Source organism: Vibrio sp. Isolate34, from assembly GCF_022397915.1.
Classification (GTDB): Bacteria; Pseudomonadota; Gammaproteobacteria; order Enterobacterales; family Vibrionaceae; genus Vibrio.
The window spans coordinates 63,224-83,136 of record NZ_JAKEUO010000007.1 but is presented as its reverse complement, the minus strand read 5'-3'; the positions used below and the strand labels follow the sequence as shown (position 1 = coordinate 83,136).

General features: G+C 42.8%; 14 protein-coding genes and 1 pseudogene. 5 read left to right on the top strand and 10 right to left on the bottom strand.

Annotated elements, in window-relative coordinates; translation table 11 throughout:
* Positions 1-186: 186 nt before the first annotated feature.
* Positions 187-2,304 carry a carboxylesterase family protein gene (locus tag L1D22_RS09760; RefSeq protein WP_239829610.1) on the top strand — a complete coding sequence of 706 codons (2,118 nt, stop codon included), beginning with the start codon at positions 187-189 and terminating at the stop codon, positions 2,302-2,304.
* Between the two features lie 84 nt (positions 2,305-2,388).
* A complete protein-coding gene (locus L1D22_RS09755) occupies positions 2,389-3,846 on the top strand; it encodes a phospholipase D family protein (protein WP_239829609.1) in 1,458 nt (485 codons plus the stop codon).
* 262 nt (positions 3,847-4,108) lie between these two features.
* Here the strand turns inward: L1D22_RS09755 and L1D22_RS09750 are convergent, their stop codons facing one another.
* The 5 genes from L1D22_RS09750 to L1D22_RS09730 form a co-directional block, all read right to left on the bottom strand.
* Positions 4,109-5,827, bottom strand: a complete 1,719-nt coding sequence (locus L1D22_RS09750) for an autotransporter assembly complex family protein (protein ID WP_239829711.1) — start codon at positions 5,825-5,827, stop codon at positions 4,109-4,111.
* Between the two features lie 198 nt (positions 5,828-6,025).
* Positions 6,026-7,315 (bottom strand): DEAD/DEAH box helicase, encoded by a 1,290-nt coding sequence (locus tag L1D22_RS09745; RefSeq protein WP_239829608.1) that lies wholly within the window; start codon positions 7,313-7,315, stop codon positions 6,026-6,028.
* Between the two features lie 322 nt (positions 7,316-7,637).
* Positions 7,638-7,826, bottom strand: coding sequence for a hypothetical protein (locus tag L1D22_RS09740; protein ID WP_239829607.1), 189 nt, complete (start codon positions 7,824-7,826; stop codon positions 7,638-7,640).
* Between the two features lie 310 nt (positions 7,827-8,136).
* Positions 8,137-9,138: a TerC/Alx family metal homeostasis membrane protein gene (locus L1D22_RS09735; protein WP_048662004.1), complete on the bottom strand. Its 1,002-nt coding sequence runs from the start codon at positions 9,136-9,138 to the stop codon at positions 8,137-8,139.
* 509 nt (positions 9,139-9,647) lie between these two features.
* Complete coding sequence (locus L1D22_RS09730; RefSeq protein ID WP_239829606.1) at positions 9,648-11,387, bottom strand: bifunctional UDP-sugar hydrolase/5'-nucleotidase; 1,740 nt, start codon at positions 11,385-11,387, stop codon at positions 9,648-9,650.
* 238 nt (positions 11,388-11,625) lie between these two features.
* Here L1D22_RS09730 and L1D22_RS09725 point away from each other — a divergent pair, with 238 nt between their 5' ends.
* Positions 11,626-13,383, top strand: a complete 1,758-nt coding sequence (locus L1D22_RS09725) for an ATP-dependent endonuclease (RefSeq protein ID WP_239829605.1) — start codon at positions 11,626-11,628, stop codon at positions 13,381-13,383.
* A 185-nt stretch (positions 13,384-13,568) separates the two neighbouring features.
* Here L1D22_RS09725 and L1D22_RS09720 read toward each other — a convergent pair whose 3' ends face one another.
* Positions 13,569-14,063 (bottom strand): DUF1097 domain-containing protein, encoded by a 495-nt coding sequence (locus L1D22_RS09720; RefSeq protein WP_239829604.1) that lies wholly within the window; start codon positions 14,061-14,063, stop codon positions 13,569-13,571.
* A 204-nt stretch (positions 14,064-14,267) separates the two neighbouring features.
* Positions 14,268-15,173, bottom strand: coding sequence for a LysR substrate-binding domain-containing protein (locus L1D22_RS09715; protein WP_017631156.1), 906 nt, complete (start codon positions 15,171-15,173; stop codon positions 14,268-14,270).
* 273 nt (positions 15,174-15,446) lie between these two features.
* Here L1D22_RS09715 and focA point away from each other — a divergent pair, with 273 nt between their 5' ends.
* Positions 15,447-16,898, top strand: a complete 1,452-nt coding sequence (gene focA / locus L1D22_RS09710) for a formate transporter FocA (RefSeq protein ID WP_017631157.1) — start codon at positions 15,447-15,449, stop codon at positions 16,896-16,898.
* Positions 16,899-17,307: 409 nt separating this feature from the next.
* Here the strand turns inward: focA and L1D22_RS09705 are convergent, their stop codons facing one another.
* From L1D22_RS09705 to L1D22_RS09695, 3 genes and pseudogenes are all read right to left on the bottom strand, one after another.
* Positions 17,308-17,877 carry a YceI family protein gene (locus L1D22_RS09705; protein ID WP_060466803.1) on the bottom strand — a complete coding sequence of 190 codons (570 nt, stop codon included), beginning with the start codon at positions 17,875-17,877 and terminating at the stop codon, positions 17,308-17,310.
* The gene (locus L1D22_RS09700) at positions 17,874-18,413 is read right to left on the bottom strand and encodes a cytochrome b (RefSeq protein WP_017067366.1); all 540 of its coding nucleotides are present in this window, start codon (positions 18,411-18,413) and stop codon (positions 17,874-17,876) included. The genes L1D22_RS09705 and L1D22_RS09700 overlap by 4 nt, the downstream gene beginning before the upstream one ends.
* 153 nt (positions 18,414-18,566) lie before the next feature.
* Positions 18,567-18,812, bottom strand: a pseudogene (locus tag L1D22_RS09695) (DUF2164 domain-containing protein).
* 290 nt (positions 18,813-19,102) lie between these two features.
* On the opposite strand from L1D22_RS09695, the gene L1D22_RS09690 reads away from it, so the two are divergent.
* Complete coding sequence (locus tag L1D22_RS09690) at positions 19,103-19,735, top strand: hypothetical protein (RefSeq protein WP_017631160.1); 633 nt, start codon at positions 19,103-19,105, stop codon at positions 19,733-19,735.
* Positions 19,736-19,913 lie beyond the last annotated feature (178 nt).

Here is a 19,913-nt window from a genome sequence, read left to right as displayed (position 1 = left end):
CATCATGCATTGAGTGGTCACGGCCACTCTTGTAGGGTAGCGTCCTACTTATGCGATTCCATCAATCAATTAAATGTATTTAATATACATCCCATAACAAAATTACATATATCCAAGCACGACAACGGTCGACGATAGCGCACGGAATTGCTGGTTTGGTAACAACAAAAAACTGTGGACATAATAATGAAACTCAACAAACGATCAATTCTTGCTGTGACCATCTCAATGCTACTAGCGGCTTGTGGCAGTGATAGTGAGCCTACCGTTCCATTTCCAGACAAACCTGAACCGTTAGTTCCGGCACCCGCTGAACCGCTTCTTGCTCCAATCGGCGATGTTATGATTAACGCGACCAAAGAAGAACTGGTTGTTACTTCAAATACCGAAGACGACAAACTGGTTTCTATTGAAGCTTTTAAGGGTATTCGCTTTGCGGAAGCTGAACGTTTTGACCACAGTGAAACTGTTGACTTAATTGATCAGATGAATTCAGACGGCATTGTTGATGCGACATCGTTTGGTTATGCTTGTCCTCAATTGAAAACCGTGTCACAGGCACAATCTGAAGACTGTTTGAATCTGAACATTTGGCGTCCAGTAGGCGTAGATGCTGATGCAGATCTACCGGTTTATGTATTCATCCACGGTGGTGATTTTGAATATGGTTCGGGTTCTGAAGCACTTGTGCAAGGTGATACCGTGGTTGCTCAAGCAAGCAACGATGGTAAGCCTTTCATCTATGTAAGCTTGAACTATCGTCTTGGTCAGTTAGGTACTCAATGGGTTAAAGGCGCGAACGAAGATGGCAACTATGGCCTAGGTGACCAAAAGCGCGCCTTAGAGTGGGTACACAATAATATTGCCGATTTCGGTGGTAATGCTCAAAACGTAACCGTTATGGGGCAAGGTTCTGGTGCTATGTCTATTGGTTTCTTGCAGCAAGATGACGATATCGCAGGTCAATATTTCCAACGTGCCATCATGCAAAGCAACCCGTATGGTTTTGAATACCCTAGTTATGAAGTAGCTAAAGATCGTAGCAAAAAATTTACAGTTCAAACCCCTATCGACGAGATCATGGCGTCGCAAGAAACAGCTTTGAATGGTATTGAACAGCTAAAAAATTGGTTGTTAGGTTCTTTGCAAATCCCAATTCTGAGCCCAACCGCAGATGAGACTCCAATGTCAAACCTGATGCCTTTTGCTCCGTACATATTGTGTGAAAAAACGAGTCTCCTTGGCAGCTGTAGCGAATCAGCAGAATCACCAATGCAAGCAGGCTTCTCAGTACCTACTGTCCTAGGTGAAAATGCACATGAAGCGAACAGCTTTGGCATGCTATTTACCACTACGTTCTTAATTCCGACGGTCGTCGAATTATTAACAAATGATGAACCTGAACTGCTTACTAATGATGATCCAGCAAAGCTAGCTCTAGCTATGATTAATTGGTTAGAAGATGAAAACAACATCGTTCTTCTGCAGCAAAAATTATCTGAGCAAGCAAATGATGAAGTTTCAGCAGAGCTTGTATTGCCAAGCAGTGCTTACAGCGCAGTAACGAGTTTATTTTATGGTGCTAAGCTAGAAGGCGATCTACTTGAAATGACTGGATGCATTGATACCAACGATATTATGGGTACCGTAGGTTGCTTGGTCGACATTGTTGATATCACTAGCCACCAGCAAACCCAAGATATTCTGGCTCTAACGGATTTCTACCCTAACTCAGAATCTGGCATAGGTGGTGCTCTTGATAACATGAAGCAATTTAAAACTTTGCTAAATGACACCTTGTTCAATGGTCCAGCTCGTTATATGGCAGCAAACAGCGAAGAAGAAGCTACGCTATACCACTTTGAGCACAAACCAAGCTTCAACATGTGGAACTTTAAAACAGGTCTAAATGAAGAAACGGGCGAATACGACCAACTGTCAATCATTGATCTATTCAAAACGATCGGTTGCATCAGCGGTGCATGTAACGGTTCAGAACTGCCATTTATGTTCAACAAAGCTGTACGTTTTGATGGTAGTGAGGTTCACCCGACAAGCAAAGAGAAGGCAATGATGAACGAAATGTCACGCCTATGGTTTAGCGAAGAATTATTCACTAACTACCAGTACGGCGATACAGCCGATAATGTGCTTGTAATTGATGGTGCAGGGTTCAGCGACAACAATACTACTTTCGACTGGGACTATGTCACAAACCCAGGTGTTGATCCCAAGCTTCGTGAAGGTCGCTTAACCGGTCTAGCAGAGCAAGGTCTTATGCCTTGGGACTGGTACCTAAACTAAACATATTTAACAACCCTCTTACTGTAACGGCCAGCTCGCTGGCCGTTTTTATATCTAAATTTTACGCTCAAACGCAGGTTAGTTATGACACTTAGCAAACTAAAAACAGCATGCACAATGATGTTAATTGCTTTGGTCACAGGATGTGCCCAACCTTACCCCAATGTTGAAACAGACTTCGAAGCAAACTGGCAAAGCACAGAATACCAAGCTGAGGTGTACCTAATTCCGACGGCTCCCGAAGCCTTTGCACGTCGTATTGAACTGGTGCGCCAAGCCGAGCACTCGATTGATATGACTTACTTCTCTTGGGAAAATGACACGCTTGGTTTGATGCTTCTAAACGAGCTAAAGCAAGCGGCGGATCGTGATATACACATCCGACTTACCTTAGATGACCTGCTAGTGTTCAATGATAAATGGCTAGCAGAATTGGACTCGCACCCTAATATTGAGATTCGACTGTTCAATCCGTTTGATTCGCGTAAAACGGGCTGGTTAGGCAGAGCATTTAACTTCTCAACGAACCAAAAACGGTTAGATAATCGATTGCACGAAAAATATTTCAACGTAGATCACCAATCAATGATTCTCGGCGGACGCAACATCGGTGATGATTACTTTGGTTATAGTGAGAATGCGAACTTCTTTGATATGGATGTTCTATTTAAAGGCGATATCATTACTTCTTTCGACCACAACTATCAAATGCTGTGGGATAGTGAACATGTTGCACCTATCCAAGAGCACATTAAAATCAAAGATAATGAGCAATACAAAACATTTACCAAAGCTTTAAACAAAGGTGAGAAAAATAAAACTCTGATCCTTTCTGAAATAGAAAGACAGATCAAAAATTTAAATCAACCAGATTTCATTATTGCATCTGTAACACCAGTATTTGATTCGTTAGAAAAGCTTAAAGACAACAAGCCCTACTTTCGTCAACGAACAGAACACTTAATGACACAAAAAGTACCGTCGCCTTCAAAAGCGGTGATTTCGACGCCCTATGTCGTTCCAAGCGATGATCAGTTTGTGTTTATCGATGCGTTAATACAGCAGCAAGCCGAAGTAACTTTAATTACGAACTCTTCAGCTTCTAATGATTCGGGTTTTATTCCTGCCTATTACGAGCAACACCGTGAGACTTTGCTCGACAAAGACGTGAATATTTTGGAGTACAAAGACCAAGCGATCAATGACGACCACTACTTTCATGTCGACACCTACTATCACAACAAAACCGTCATTTTAGACGACCGTGTGACTTATATCGGCTCATCTAACTTTGATCCAAGATCAGATTTTCTGAACATCGAGTTTGGTGTGTTGATTGACAGTGAGGAGTTTGCGAAGCAAGTGGCACACTACTTAACGCGTCAGAAAGAGGATTTATTCTGGGCTGTGTCGCGAGAACAATCGGGTGAGACGACTTGGGCTTCAGGAGAACAAATCCATACTAAGAACCCGAACTATAAATCATTGAACAAAATACCGGACTGGCTATTTCGTAAAATGGATGCAGAGTTTGAACTCTAGGTAGCAATAACAACGTTAAACTTTCAAGAATAAATGGTTCAAAGCTACAGTTACTGTGAGTCCAACAATCCATTTTCAGGCTATTCAAAACACTTTTGCCTATTCGAAATACAAAGAAGCCGCGATTTTACGCGGCTTCTTTGTTTCTTGCACAACTACACAGTAATACCAATCGTAATAAATAACGGATCACCCTAGCTTGTTAAAAACTTCGATAACTTCGTTAGAGTTTTTGATTATAGAATAACTACTTATCGAACAATTAAAACTGAGTACCTAATGAGAAGTGAATACGAAACTCATCGCCTTGAGGTGCATCCAACCCGTAAGCAAAATCGAGTTTCACAGGCACAAATTGTGAGTTCCAAATCAAGCTAAGGCCTGTACCACGCTTCCAGTCTACTTTGTCATCAAACGCATCACCTACATCGAGAAATGCGCCCATCCAAATTGAGCGGTAAACCTGGTGTTGGTACTCAAGCCCTGCTGTTAGCATGTAGCGTGCACCTGTTAATTCACCGTTGTCATCTTTTGGAGAAATCGATTCATAACCATAGCCACGTAAGTTCCCATCACCACCAGCAAAATAACGCAGTGACGATGGCACATCCGACAACGATTTAGCTATGTTAATGCCGACGTTTGAACGGAAATGCAGCTTCTGACTTTCACTAATGTCCCACGAAAGCACACTGTTTCCTTCCAACCGCAACAGTCTTGAATCAGAGAACAGACTAGGGTCAGAATACTCAACAGAATAGATGTGTCGATGATTGAGTTCTAATTGATCATTTTTACGATCAACCTGAGAAAAACTGATGCCAGGTAACAGTAATTGTGATTGGTCTTCCTCAGACGCCTGACGGTACTGTTCGTGCAAGTATTTGACGTAAATGGTACTTTGCCAATCGCTGTCTAACTGCCAATAACGTTCAAACTTAAGATCGTTTGAAAAGCTATTGGTGTCTCGATGATCAATTCGTTTCGATTCAAACTGAATACCAAAGTAATCGGTCGTGACTTTCTCTGTTGGGATTTTGTACCCTAGTTGCAATGATTGCTCTTGTTCAGACAAATACGTCTGTGTTTCAAAGCTGTGCCCTCGTCGGTTATACCAAGGCTTTGACCAATTTAAAGACGCTCTTAAACCGAGATCGGTAGAGTAACCACCACCCACCTGCACAATGTTGCGAGAGCTTGGCTCTGCAATGATTTCGACTGGCACTTCAAGATTGTCATCAAGATGATTAAAGTCACCGTGCACCACAACACTGCGAAACCACTGAGTTTCAAACAAATCAGACTGCAGCTCACCCAACTTGATCGTGTCAAAGTCGTCCCCTTGTTTGAATGTGGGAATTTTCTCGATACGAGTAGCTTCAACACCATCATCAGGAATGCTGATAGCGCCAAACTTATAGCGTGGGCCACTTGAAAAATGCAGGTGAATATTGGCGATGTTTTCGCTAGGAATCACTTCGATCTTAGACTCGACAAACCTTCCATCGAAATAGCCTTTACGCTTTGCCAAAGAGAAGATCGCCCGTTTAGTTTGGTCGTATTCTTGGTGAGATAATGGAGAGCCTGAATCTAACTTACTTTGCGTGAGTATTTTGATGAACTCTTCGTCTTTACTCGCTTCACCTGTGACTTTTACAACCGATTCTGCAATGTACATGACAAGGCCAGAATCGACGTTTAAGGTGAGGTTATCGCTGTCATCAAGTTCAATATCTATCTGAGGGTGATAGTAGCCATAAGGGTTGAGCGCGTCTTGAACCCGTTTCAATATCTTAGTATGCGATAGCTGTGCAGCTGGGACATCAACCAAAGGTTCTAAGTATAACTCTACATTTTCAGTGAGAGCTTTGTTCAGCCCTTTAACCTTGAAGTCTGCACCTATCGCAGCGGGATGAGTAACCATGAAGAGTGAAGCTGCCAATATTACTTGTTTAATCGAGGTCTCCATGCCGTTACCCAGTTACTTAGAACCCGAATAGGTTATGAGCAAAGCGTGAAATCACTGAATCTCTTATGAAGGACGCAACCCTACGAACAAACTTGACTTATTTTGAGCACCAACACAACCGTACTCTAGCTACTTGTTCTACTCATATTGCAGACACAAAAAAGACGCAATCAAGCGCCTTTAAAAACTATCATTTTTACTGATTCAATATCAGTTGTTTCTCAACCACACATCTTGATTAGTTTGTGCTTTTTTCTTTTTCTTCTTTTTACCTGTGCCAGCCGGTGGCGCAACGGGTTTCAATGCTGCAACGAGTTCAGCGGTTGCTTCTTCATCCACTTCAAAGCCTTCAATTTGCTCACGCTCAAGTCGAATTTTGTTCTTCTTCTCGATGATTTTGAAGTGATGGTAGTCTTCATGATCGATCAGAGATAACGCTAGACCAACCTCTCCTGCACGACCACTTCGGCCAATACGGTGCATGTAGTCTGATGGGCTACGCGGTAAATCAAAGTTGATAACAACTGGAAGCTTTTCGATATCCAGACCACGTGCTGCGATGTCTGTCGCGATCAGAACATCGATCTCGCCAGATTTGAAATCTTCAAGGATACGAGTACGTGAACCCTGCCCTTTATCGCCGTGGAAGACTTCTGCGATGATACCGCGTTTGTAAAGCTTGTCTGCTAGGTGTTCACAGCTGTTCTTTGCATTCACGAAGATCAGTGCTTGGCGCCATTCGTGTTGCTGAATCAGGTGAGCTAACAATGCAGTCTTACGGCCTTTTTCTACTTCAAATACACGCTGAACCAGTGTACTCGCATTAGCACTTTGAAGTTGAACCTCAATTGGATCATTCAGTAGTTCGTGAGTCAGCGTTTTAACTTGCTCGGGGAAAGTCGCAGAGAACAACAAAGTTTGTTTTTTGCTTGGCAGAAGTTTCAAGATCGCGTCTAGTTCTTCTGTAAAACCAAGGCTTAACATTCGGTCAGCTTCATCAAGCACTAATGTTTTTACTTTATCTAGCTTGATAGCGTTGCTTGAGATCAGGTCAAGTAAACGACCCGGCGTTGCCACCAAGATGTCTGTGCCGCCACGTAGTGCTTGCATCTGGGTGTTTACCGACACACCACCGAATACACAAACGGTTTTGATAGCACCGTTGAAATGCACTGCGTAAGACTTAACGCTATCCGCCACTTGCTTAGCAAGTTCACGAGTAGGAACCAATATAAGGCCAGAAACAAAGTTCCCTTTGCCTGAACGACGGTCCAGAGGTGCATCTTCATGGATCTGTTGTAAAAGAGGAAGTGCAAATGCAGCGGTTTTACCTGACCCCGTATTTGCGCCTGCAATTAGATCGCGTCCTGCTAACACACTTGGAATAACTTGCGCTTGGATAGGCGTTGGCTGTTGGTATTCAAGCTCAGATAAACGAGCCATCAAAGGAGAGATTAAGCCAAGATCAGAGAAGTTGGTCGGTGTCGTGGTGTTAGTCATTAATTGCAGGAACTCAAAGCTAAAATAATAGCGCGCTATATTAACGTATTTCAGCATTATTACGTAACTAATTTACCCCCTTTCCCAAAGGTTTAAGCGAATAAGCTCGAACAAAGCAGTCCAAGATATCAAGTAATCGATTTTAAATGAGTTGTAAACACGGTATCAGCTTCACGTTTATGTCGCTTGCCTCTTTTGAGAACCAATTTTATAAACGTTCACTCAAATTCAGGTCCCCTTCTTTCAGATACAAAAACGCCAGCTAAGAAGCTGGCGTTTTTAAAATTCTGTCTTTCTTTTATTCTATGCGTTTACGCTTAGATTAACGGTTGATACCGATATCGCGTTGCATGTGAACAGATAGGTCGCTCGCGTAGTAACTGCGTGGAGAGTTGTCTACGAAAAGAATATCGAAAATGTGTGCAATCAATCCTTTGAAGTTAACCGAGTAGGTCTTCTTATCCATAGAGTTAGGAACAGCGATAGTATTCATTTGTACTGCTTGAGCCATGATTGCCTCTCTATAAATTTGTTTGTGTTTCGTTCTGATGACAAGAATAATAGGTGATCTTTTGCTGGTTAAAAAATGACTAAAATTGGATGTTCAGATTAGTTTTTCTAATAAAACAAACCATTAACAACGCGTCGAAATACATATGCATTAGTAGTGATTTAAAATTCAACATAATGCTTAAATCATGCATTTAGTACAAATACCCCTCAAACAAAAGTGGCAGATGTCACAGAAATTTTACATAAATAAATTTCCTGCTTCATCGACCACCTATCTCCTATCGAGTTTTCGATAAGTTATATTTGTTTTAATTTACTTGTTCAATGTCTGGCTTCTTTGCATAAATCGACGCTATAACCGCAATCGTCATCGTTGAAATCAGCACCGCTAAAGACCAGTAAGTTGGGATAGCCCATTCACTGTCAACCAATAGCATTTTCACACCGATGAAGACCATGATGAATGCCAGTGCCGGCTTCAAGTAGATGAACTTATCCATCATACCTTGTAGTACAAAGTACAACGAACGCAGGCCAAGTAAGGCAAACACGTTAGCAGCAAGTACCAAGAACGGTTCTTGTGTTACCGCGAAGATTGCAGGGATAGAGTCCAGTGCAAACATCACGTCCATGACTGCGATGGCACCAATCACCAACATCATTGGTGTTAGTACCCATTTGGTACCCTGCTTAATCATTAATGCTGGGCCATGGAAGTCTTCTGTTACCGGCATGATTTTGCGAAGTAGCTTTTCAGGCAGTGTATTCACACTCTCTTCTTCGCCCTTGTCTAACGCCAGTTTAATACCAGTACCAATCAAGAACGCTGCAAACACATAAAGTACCCAGTGGTATTCAGCCAATAGCTGCGCACCTAGTGCGATCATAATTGCACGAAGCACCAATGCACCAATAACGCCCCAAAGAAGCGCACGAGGTCGTAGATGCTCAGGAACTTGGTATTGAGCGAAGATCATCGCGAATACAAACAGGTTGTCTACGCTCAGTGACTTCTCTAGCAAGTAACCAGTAATGAATGACACTGTTGCTTTTTGCGCTGTGTAGTCGCTATTGGGCGCGTAAATGTCCCAAAATAGGTAAATAGAACCAGCAAACAGAAACGCAAGTACAAACCAGAAAACACTCCAGATTGCCGCTTTCTTGATAGTGACGTTGCCACCACGAGTCTGATAGATATCAATAGAGACAAGAATCACCGTCAGCAGGAAAAAGCCCGCATAAGTCGTCATGATCGGCGATGAAAAAAAGGATTCACTATTTGTAGATAATAGAGATTGAGTTGAGTTCATTATTCCTCCGGGCGGAAGAACTGTACAAAGACCTCCCGCAAACAAAGCATATCAAGCTCCATTACGGATCTTGACTGTGATTGCGTTGGTCTCGTTGAAGTGAAATATGGGATTTCACCTTTACATACCGGATAGACACTTGGCCTAACGAGATGACGATATGTAAACTTGCGCTAACTACTCCCCAAACGCGTGGATAATAATCCTCTGATTGTGTTTCGTCTATAAAAATTTGCACGGAAAAAACAAAAAAAAAGGAGCTATCTGCTACTTTTTACTTCTTTCACATACGCTTGATATAGCGCAGAACAATTACAAACCAGCAGTGGGTACCAAATACACTAACGCTGACCAAACAGACACCCAACCAACAACGGCAGCCGCGTCTAACCAATCTTTCCTATCCATGCTTTGCCTCCACAGGAAGTTACCCGGGAAATAAAGCATAAACAGTGCCAATTTTATAAATCACTCGAAGTTATGATACCAAGCGAAAATATTGGACGCTGTTACCTAAAACACTCCATGCAATTCAGTGGTTCATTGTGTTGAAGTGATTCAGGGTGATCTTGTAAAAACGCTATGAAACAGTCTGCCATTGAGTCGGTTGTGACGATGCCATCTCCGATCATATCCAAGACTGCGTTATAACCTTCTTTCCCTTTCATGGTGTAGGCCGACGACGCGCCGCGGTAAACACGTTCACGCGAAACTGCCTGCCAACCGGCCTCTTCAGAGTGGATTTCAAGGTGATGAATTCTGTGCCCTAGAGGTGCTTCTTTGTGGTAACAGAACCTTAGGTTATGTGTATAAGGGAAACTACCCGACCCTGTACCAACCACACCATTATCCAATGCGTTATTGATAGCACCTTCCAACATGCCTGCGATCGTCTCACCTCTGACTTCATACGTACCAATAGGTACGGCAAACGGTAGTAGTTTTCCGGCAATATCGGCAACCGAAACATCACCACTATTCAGTGAGTTTCTAACACCACCAGAGTTGTGGATAGCAAAGTCTACCTGATGGCCTTTCTGGTTCATCAAGTAATGGAATGATTGAGCCACCAAGGGTGCAAGTTGGCTTGGCCCTTGTTCATCAGGGATACGAACATGGCGAAGTTTGCTCTCAGCATGAGCGATGACTTGTTGCTGAAGCTTACGAACTCTAGGCTGATACTTGTCAGTCAAAATACTTTGTAATTCAGGATCTTTCTTACACACTGCGATGTTCTGGTGATTGTTCAAAAACTCACACGCCATATCATGCGCATCGTCTTGTCCTACTTCACTCAGTTTCGCATCTATAAAGAGTCGACGACCTAATAACAATTCGTTCTTACCGTTAAAGTGCGTCACTTTACCTTGAGCATCGAACTCGATTTCACAGTGCCCTAGACTCATTGCGTGAAAACCGGCTTGCACCACATAGGTGTCGCCAATTTTGACGCCGTATTCATCGTCTTTCACTAAGCCGATATCCGAGAAGTCACCTTGCAAACGGTGACTGTGGCCACCAACAATCACACCAATGCCTTTGACATTCGCAGCTAGCTCTAAATCAGCTTCATAACCAAGGTGACTAAGCAGTACTATCTTGTTGATACAGCTCTGGTGAATTTGTTCTATCGTAGCTTTCGCCGTTTCTAATGCGTTTTCAAACGGTGTATCAATATCTGGATTGGCAATACCTGCCATCTTGTCGATGCTTAAGCCGAAGATGGCAACTTTCTCGCCATCAAACTCTTTCGTTATAAAAGAAGCACTGCGTGTTTCAGTCAGGTAAGGCTTAACAATCTTGTTGTCCGCTAAGGTATGAGTTTTATTGATATCCTCATTCGATAGATTCCAGTTACCGGCCAACAGTGGGAATTTGATTCTTTTCGCGAAGATCGCCACGGGCTCATTACCCATGTCTAGCTCATGATTACCAAGCGTCATGGCATCAATACTAAGGGCATTCAACAGATCGGCGTTGGCTTTTCCCTTGAACAGAGAAAAGTACAAAGTGCCCTGGAAGCAGTCACCAGCATGCAGGAACAGGGTTCCAACCTTCTGACGCTGGGCATCTTGTTCTATTTGTTTGAAGCGTGTTGAAATTCGAGCAAAGCCACCAGCACTGACATAAGGTTCAATGATGTGGTTGTTCATTTTAAGTGATAGCTGTAACGAGGTTGGTTCAAAGTATGAGTGGGTGTCGTTGATGTGTGCCAACACTATTTTTGTCGGCTTATTCTTTTTAGTCATATTTTCTTCTCTCTCTGTCCCTTCATACTAGGTCGAGAATCATGACAGAATCGTGAATTTTATGAAACTGCGCTGCAAAAAAATACTCGAGATAGATCAAAAATCTCATTTTGCGCCGTATAAATAATCAATGGGTTTTGTGACCGATGAGCATACCGAATTGGTGATTTTCGATTATGATTAAAGATATCTGTTAGCTTTCAAACAATTAGCAGAGCCTTCCGTTAGGAGTAAGCCTATGCAACTAGAAAGAATCGAGATTTCTGGCTTTCGAGGTATCAAGCGCATGTCACTCGCGTTTGACGAGCTAACCACGCTTATTGGTGAAAATACTTGGGGTAAGTCTTCATTATTGGATGCCCTTTCCGTCGTTCTTCCTTCAGACGGTGTGCCATATCACTTTGAAATGACCGATTTTCATGTCGATTACTCTGTCTCACACCCACAGTCTCAACATCTTCAAATTGTTCTCGCATTAAAGGCTAACGACAAGAGCGAACTTAATGCTGGTCGTTATCGTAAACTCAAACCGATTTGGGTTCAGGACGAGTTCGGTGTTTATCGCATCTATTACCGAATCAGTGCCACACTAGAACAGTACGAAACCACCACACACTACGCATTCTTAGGTTTGGACGGCAATCCGCTCAAGCTTCACCATTCTGAAAAGCTCGCACAAGAATTAATGACGTTGCACCCCGTGATTCGTTTGCGAGATGCAAGGCACTTCGATCGTCCTTTCAACAGTAAAACAATCAATCAGAATGCCGCTGTTAATGGTGGTTCTAATGGAAACGCTAACGTCACCTCTTATGGGAATGGTACTCATGGCAGCGCTGCTAGCTCTAGCGGAAATGGAAACGGTAACGGCAATGGAAATGGTCGTCAGGCAAGAGTAGAAAAACGCATTGATAATACCTGTCGTCGCTTAATGGCAATCCCAGGACACGTAAACAAAGGCGAGATGCGCAGTAGCCTTGATTCAATGCAAAGCCTGATAGAACACTACTTTTCTTTTAAGAGTCACTCTCGTCGTAATCCTAGAAAACAGCGCGATGGCTTACTCTATTCTGCAGGTGCTAATGATCAGAGCATTCACCAGCTTGTCGAAGAGACAAATAATAAACAAACTCGCTTATTATTCATGGGGTTACTGAACGCTTATCTACAGGCTAAAGGGCCAAATGACTTAAGACAATGTGCGCGCCCTCTTTTAATCCTCGAAGATCCCGAAGGTCGATTGCACCCAACCCACTTGGCAAGGGCTTGGAGTTTGATGCAAAAATTACCAATGCAAAAAATCCTTACCACTAACAGTGGTGACCTACTCGCAGCTGTGCCTTTGCAATCGATTCGGCGATTGGTGCGTCAATCAGACAAAACCATTGCCAATCAACTCAACATGAACCACTTCAGTAAAGATGAACTGAGACGAATTGGTTTCCATATTCGCTTCCACCGTTCAGGGGCACTGTTTGCGCGTTGTTGGCTATTAGTAGAAGGCGAAACAGAAGTTTGGCTGTTTAATGAGTTAGCCAACCAATGTGGCTACAACCTTGCTGCAGAAGGTGTGCAGATTATCGAATTTGCTCAATCAGGCCTCAAAGCATTGATTAAGGTCGCGCAAGAGTTTGGCATCGATTGGCATGTGGTGACTGACGGCGACGCGGCAGGTAAAAAATACGCCGCAACCGTGCTATCAAAGCTTGGTAATGACCAAGAACGTCATCGCTTAACTGAGTTGCCTGACAAAGACATCGAGCATTACTTATACATGAACGGATTCGAGAACTTTTTCCGTGACATGGTTAAGATCCCTTACGACCACCCTATTCCTCCGAAGAAAGTCGTCGCTAAAGTATTGAAGAAACACGCTAAGCCTGACCTTGCACTGGCCATCGTCTCGCACTGTGAAAACCAAGGGCAAGAATGCATTCCATTGTTACTAAGGTGGACGCTAAAACGTGTTATCACCATGGCAAACGGGAACACTTAAGCCTTTAGCTTTTCTGATAGACGTATAAGTTCTTCTACAGATAAGATCATCGTATTTTTAGAGTAACCAAAACCAAAAAAGGCACACCTCAAATGGTGTGCCTGTATAAATCGATATACAAATTAATTGGGGGTTATCTTGCAAGAGTTAACAGTGACTAAACTATCCTTTGCTCAACGTATTTATTACGCCTTTGCTTGTTTAGCGTGTTGTTCAACAACTTCCGAAGATTGGGTCGATTTATCGTGAAGCCATAGCCCCGTTGCTTTCATTAAGTATCCAAATACACCACCAAGCAGTAAAGATGGTACTACAAGTTGCCAATCGCCACCTGCCGCAAACGTTGCACAGCAACCAATGAAGGTTCCTGGGATATAACCTAGCCACGCTTGTTTTGCTTGAATACACATAAAGAAAGCGACAATAGCTGTAATCACATAGCCTAAAATCTCTAACCCTGCGAAGGTTGAGCTTTCGATAATCACCATTGCCCAGAATACGCCTGTCATGTTGGTTAGTAAGCTACCTGCCAATCCTTTTACGCCGCCTGTTGGCGAAGCAAAGTAACTGGTGCAACCTAAGAAACCTGCCCATGACAATAAGCCGAAAGAGATAGCTATCCATCCCCAAAGACCTGACAAAATACCTGTTGTTAATGAAATCGCGACTAATGTACTCATACTATTTCTAAAGCCTAATTGCGCAATTCATCGCAACCGGATTTAGCCTCACTTAAAATCAAGTAAGCATATTATGGCAAGAACGCCTTCGTTTAGGCGATCTCGATCACATTAATAATGTACGCGAATGTGTATTTATCACCAGATAGAGACCGGAATCGCTTATTCAACACAAATAGTTATTAGCATTTTATCAAATCTACCTTACAGAACCGACGGTTTTCCTTTCATCATGCGCTTGCCTTCTCGCTTAATACACTCAGCAAGTGGGTTTTCTGCCATATCAGCACGCCAGATAAACGAAAGCGTACGTTCCATTTCAAGCTCAGGAACATTCAAGGTAACGAGTTGGCCTGATTCAACAAACTGCTCGACATCGAGATAAGGTAGACACGTTAAATATGGGCCGTTTGCAACCAAACTTCTTAGAACAGGAACGTGTTCATACTCACGCCAAACATCAAGATCACCAATTAAATGATGAATAGAGCTATCAAAAACTTTGCGAGTACCCGAACCGTGTTCGCGTAATACCCACTTCGCTTGCTCTAACTGCGCCAAACTGACACGTTCACGCTTCGCAAACGGGTGATGAGCAGATGCAACCACGGTTAAATGATCAGTACACCACACTTCTTGGTGAACTCGGCTGTCGTCACAACGACCTTCGATAACACCCAAGTCATATTTGTAATCTAGTACGCCATCGATAACGGCGTCGGTACTTTGTACACCGAGCGAAATTCGCATCTCTGGAAAGTCGTTATCAATAATACTGATGAGGTCTGGAACCAAGTGTTCTGCGGGTGTTTGGCTCGCACCTAATTTAAGCTCTCCGCTCAATAAATGCTGCTCATAGAAACCCATTTCAATTTGCTGTGCGTCTTGCAGTAAACGCTTCGCTTTTGGCCTTAGCCACATGCCCCAATGAGTAAGGGCCATTTGCTTGCCCTGCCTTTCAAACAAAGGCCTGCCGAGCATTTTTTCCAACTGTGCAAGAGACATACTTGTCGCTGATTGAGTCAACGCCAACTTATCCGCTGCAATACTAACACTCCCAGAATCTGCCACTGCATCAAATACCGCGAGTTGCTTTAATGAATAACGCAAAATTCATCCTTAATGCTTTTAATTATTTGTGTCCTGATGCTCGTTTTTTATCAAGCCGATGAGCAATCGATTTCATTCTACTCGTAACCCAAGCTATATCAATAAATTTGATGTGGTTTTTAAAAATTATCAATTTTACCTCTACCTCGCTACCCCCTAATCTGGAATGGCAGGACACAACGAGCCCTGCAAAACATTACTGATTAACCATTACAGATTAACCAAGTCATTAACACTAGGAATTACACATGACGGATTGTTCAAGGGGGGGATATGGCAACCAGCACTTCTGAAAATCATCAACTGTTCTCGCCAACAGAAATGATGGCGGAAGCAGAGAAGTTTGCATTAAGCAAAGCAAATAAAACCAGCAGCATGACATTGAGTTTGGCAATCATGGCTGGTGCATTCATCGGGCTTGCTTTTTTATTCTACATCACGGTAACCACTGGTAGCGCTGATGCTGGATGGGGATTGAGTCGTTTAGCCGGCGGTCTTGCATTCAGTATGGGTTTAATCCTGATTGTGATTTGCGGTGGCGAGCTGTTTACCAGCTCAGTGTTATCAAGCATCTCATGGGCTAACAAGCAGATTACCTTCACTAAGATGCTGTCTATTTGGGGCAAGGTCTATGTCGGTAACTTTATCGGTGCCATGTTCCTTTTGGCTCTAGTAAGCGCAGCTGGCTTGTATCAATTGGATGGTGGGCAATGGGGCTTAAATGCTCTGAATATTGCTCAACACAAGCTACACCACAGCCCTGTTCAAGCTTTTGCTTTGGGTGTGCTTTGTAACTTATTGGTGTGTTTAGCCATTTGGTTAACGTTCAGCTCTGCTAATGCAATGACCAAAGCCATGATGACTGTTTTACCCGTGGCAATGTTCGTTAGCTCAGGCTTTGAACACTGTGTGGCGAATATGTTCATGGTTCCACTAGGCATCACGATTCAAGCATTCGCACCAGAAAGTTTTTGGATGCAAATTGGCGCAACACCAGCCCAGTACGCAGACCTAAACATCATGAAATTTGTCACCGCAAACTTGGTGCCAGTAACAATCGGCAACATCGTAGGTGGTTCGGTATTGGTCGGCTTAGCCAATTGGAGCATCTACCGCCGCCCACAACTTAAAGCAGCAAAAATTACTGCAATTACACAAACAACAGAAATTACGTCAGTTAAGGAAATCACTATGAACACAGCAACGACTATCAAGCAAATCATGAACACTCAACCAATTACACTAAGCGTAGAAATGCCTACATCAGTGGCAATTGATTCACTTTTAGACGCTCAACTTGTTAGCGCTCCGGTTTGCGATGTTGAAGGCCGTCTTGTTGGTATCTTCTCTGTTCACGACGTAATGGTTGACCTTTGGTGCCAAGATTACATCCCAACTAAAGGCCAAAAAGTTGTAGACCTAATGAGCCGTGACGTTGTGGCAATCGATGCAAACGACAAGCTAGTTGATGTTGCTGAGTTCCTATGTATCGACAAAGAGCAACTGTACCCTACTACTAGCATGGGCTTCGCAACTCGCCTGACTTCTCTTTCTCTAGAAGAGCGTGCAAAAGCGATGAAAGTGAGCCAGCCACATATGCTCCCAGTATTGGAAAACGGTGTGATGGTGGGTGTTCTTACTCGTACTGAGGTGATGCAAGCACTTCGCCCTATCTACGGTGACCGTCTAAACGTAGTACCAAAAGCGGAACTAGAAACGGCTTAACTGGCTAAGGGTTTAACTTGCAGTGGTTTAATCTACAGTGCCTGAATCTAAAGTGGATTAACTTGCAACGGTTTAACTAGGAAGCGTGTAGCTAACGACTGTTTTACTAGGAAGTGGTTAGCTAACTAGGACAAGGTTGAACAATTAGGGATTAGTTGTTCACCTCGAAAATCAGTCATGGCAACGTTGACTGGCTAAAAGTAAATGGTGGCTTAAAGCGCAACTAAAGGTTTGACACAAAACAGATCTAAACGCGTTACCATTTACCATAATAAAAAGGCGCAAAGTGAATACTTTGCGCCTTTCTCTTTTTCTAACTGTTGCTTTTGCTTTCTAGGTATCAGGTATCGATTCAACTTTTGCTGTTACATAAAAGATTGATACCAGCTAGCGACCATCAATAGCTAGATTACTTCTTTACACCTTCAACGTGTAGTTCCATGTCTACGTAGCTTGAAGCGCCCATTACTGGAATGTTGAAGTCAGCAAGTTCTAGACGAGTTGTACCAACGAAACCAGCACGCTCACCGCCCCATGGGTCTTGACCAGCGCCGATGAATTCAGCTTCGATAACGATAGGCTTAGTAACGCCGTGAAGTTTAAGGTCACCCATTACTTCAAGTTTGCCGTCGCCTTTATCAACCACTTTTGTGCTGTTGAATGTTGCGTCTGAGAATTTGCCTGCATCAATGAAGTCAGAGCTACGGATGTGCTTATCACGTTCTGCGTGGTTTGAATCAAGGCTAGTTGTATCAATAGTTACGTTTACTTTTGACGCTTCAACGTTGCTTTCATCAAATGAGAAATCACCTGAAAATGTGTTAAAACGGCCTTGGATAAAGCTGTAACCTAGGTGGCTAACTTTAAAGTTAACTGAAGCATGCGCACCTTTTGTATCAATCACGTAATCAGCGGCGTTCGCAGCGAAAGGCATTGCCATAGCAAATGCTAATCCTGTAGCGATAATTGACTTTTTCATTTTGAAGCTCCTATCATTTTTCGTAGCGTATCGTCTTTGTCGATAACGTGGTGTTTTATCGCCGCTAAGGCGTGCACTGATGCCATAATGATCAGTACCCATGCAGCATAGTAGTGAACCGTACCTGCGAGATCAGATTGGTTTGCAAACAGTTCGCCCATACTTGGTACAGTGAACCAATTGAATACCTCTATCCCGCGGCCATCTGATGTCGAAATCAAATAACCTGAAATAAATAAAACCGCTAAGTTGATGTACATGAAGCCGTGAGCGATCTTCGCTGCTGCAACTTCATAGCTTTTACCTTCCACCTTAGGTGACGCGGTAACTAGCTTCCAAACCAAGCGGATAACGGTAACGGCGGCCAAAAGAATGCCTACCGAACGGTGATAGTCTGGCGCTGTTTTGTACCACTCGCTGTAGTATGAAAGATCAACCATCCACAGGCCTACACCAAATAAGCCAAATACTGCGAGAGCTGAAATCCAATGCATCGCTCTTGCTAAAGGGTTGTAATTTCTAACGTTGTTGTCCATGCATCTCTTCCGAATGTTAACGAGTAGTGTAGTTTCGAAAAGCGTACCCTACACCAAGTTTGTGTAACATATTATTTACCAAGCTTTACATTGGTAACATCATTTCAAATTAAACGAGTTATTCAAATTATCTGAACAAGTTTGGGCTAAACGTTAGATTTCAACGATTTGTTCGATCTCGTATAGCTCGTCTGAGATATCTAACATTTTACGTTCCATCACTTTTTGGGCGTCTTCTATCCCTTTGTTGTAGTAAACCGCCCCAAACTATTTACTTATGAAGTCGACCAAGAATTCCGTGTCGAACTGGCCAAGCTCCACATCGAGTTCATCTTGCAGGTATTTTTGAAGAGTATGGGTAAGCTCAGACTTTTGCTTCGAATCTAGTTGAATGGTCATGAATGTTTCCAAGTAAAGAGTAAATAAATCCATCGTGAACAGCTGACTAAACTATAATCTAGCTAACTCACTTGTAACTTTGCTGCTAAAGATAGTCTTTCTAACTGATTAGAATTCCTCATAATTTAGAATACAGACCAGCGAAGTGCCAGTGCTATCCATAAAATCGCTCCGCAATCGCTAATTTTGATAGAGGGATCAAGAACTCGCACTTTGGCGATAGGTAATGACACATTAATTACCGTACTATTGCCCATCAATAAGATAGTAACTGTGTATAAGGGACTTCATTGTTATTAGATCTCGTGATTAAAAGCGTCAATCAGTTTCAAGACGATTGTCTAAAACTCTGTGAGCGTCATTATCCTACGGTACACAACCAAGGGATCAGTGAACATCACATCGGTAAAGCCTTTGCCCGACGAATGGAACACACCTTCGTAAGCTTTAATCATGCAAGTAACATCAGTCCACTTGAAATGCTCTCCTCTCGAGAAACGCCCCGCCACTTCCGTATCTCTTCTGAAATCGGCACAGTTTGGATGATTAGCCACCATATGGTGAGCGCGGGAAAAACGTGTCGTAAAAAGTTGATGTTAGACATTCATAACTGGCAGCAAGAGTACGGATTCGCCATTCAACCCAATGACGTTTTGATCATTGTTTCTGACCATTGGATAAGCCGAAGTAAAAACAGTGGTGAGTTGTTGCACTGGTGGATGGGAGAACTCCCAGACGAGATAACTGAATACAGCCAACAAGGCATCACGTTAAGAGAGAGTGATTCTCAATTCGCTGCTGATTTAAATAATAACTTTAGAATCAGTCCGTGCTTTATTAAATTTGGTCACCCACTAAAACGGTCAGGGAATCAACAATTGGTTCGTAAATACCTGCAACTTTATGCCGTACTTCAATGGTAGGGATAATACGGGTCAACTTTTTCATTCAATATTGAAAGCAAATTGTTAGACCTTCATCCCAATGTTTTATAAAAGACGCTAAATCATTGCTCATTAATTATTCGAACGTTCTAATCGAATTATTAATAACTGTTCTTCCGATGCTATCGATTTTGAGAGATAGATATCACTTCTATGT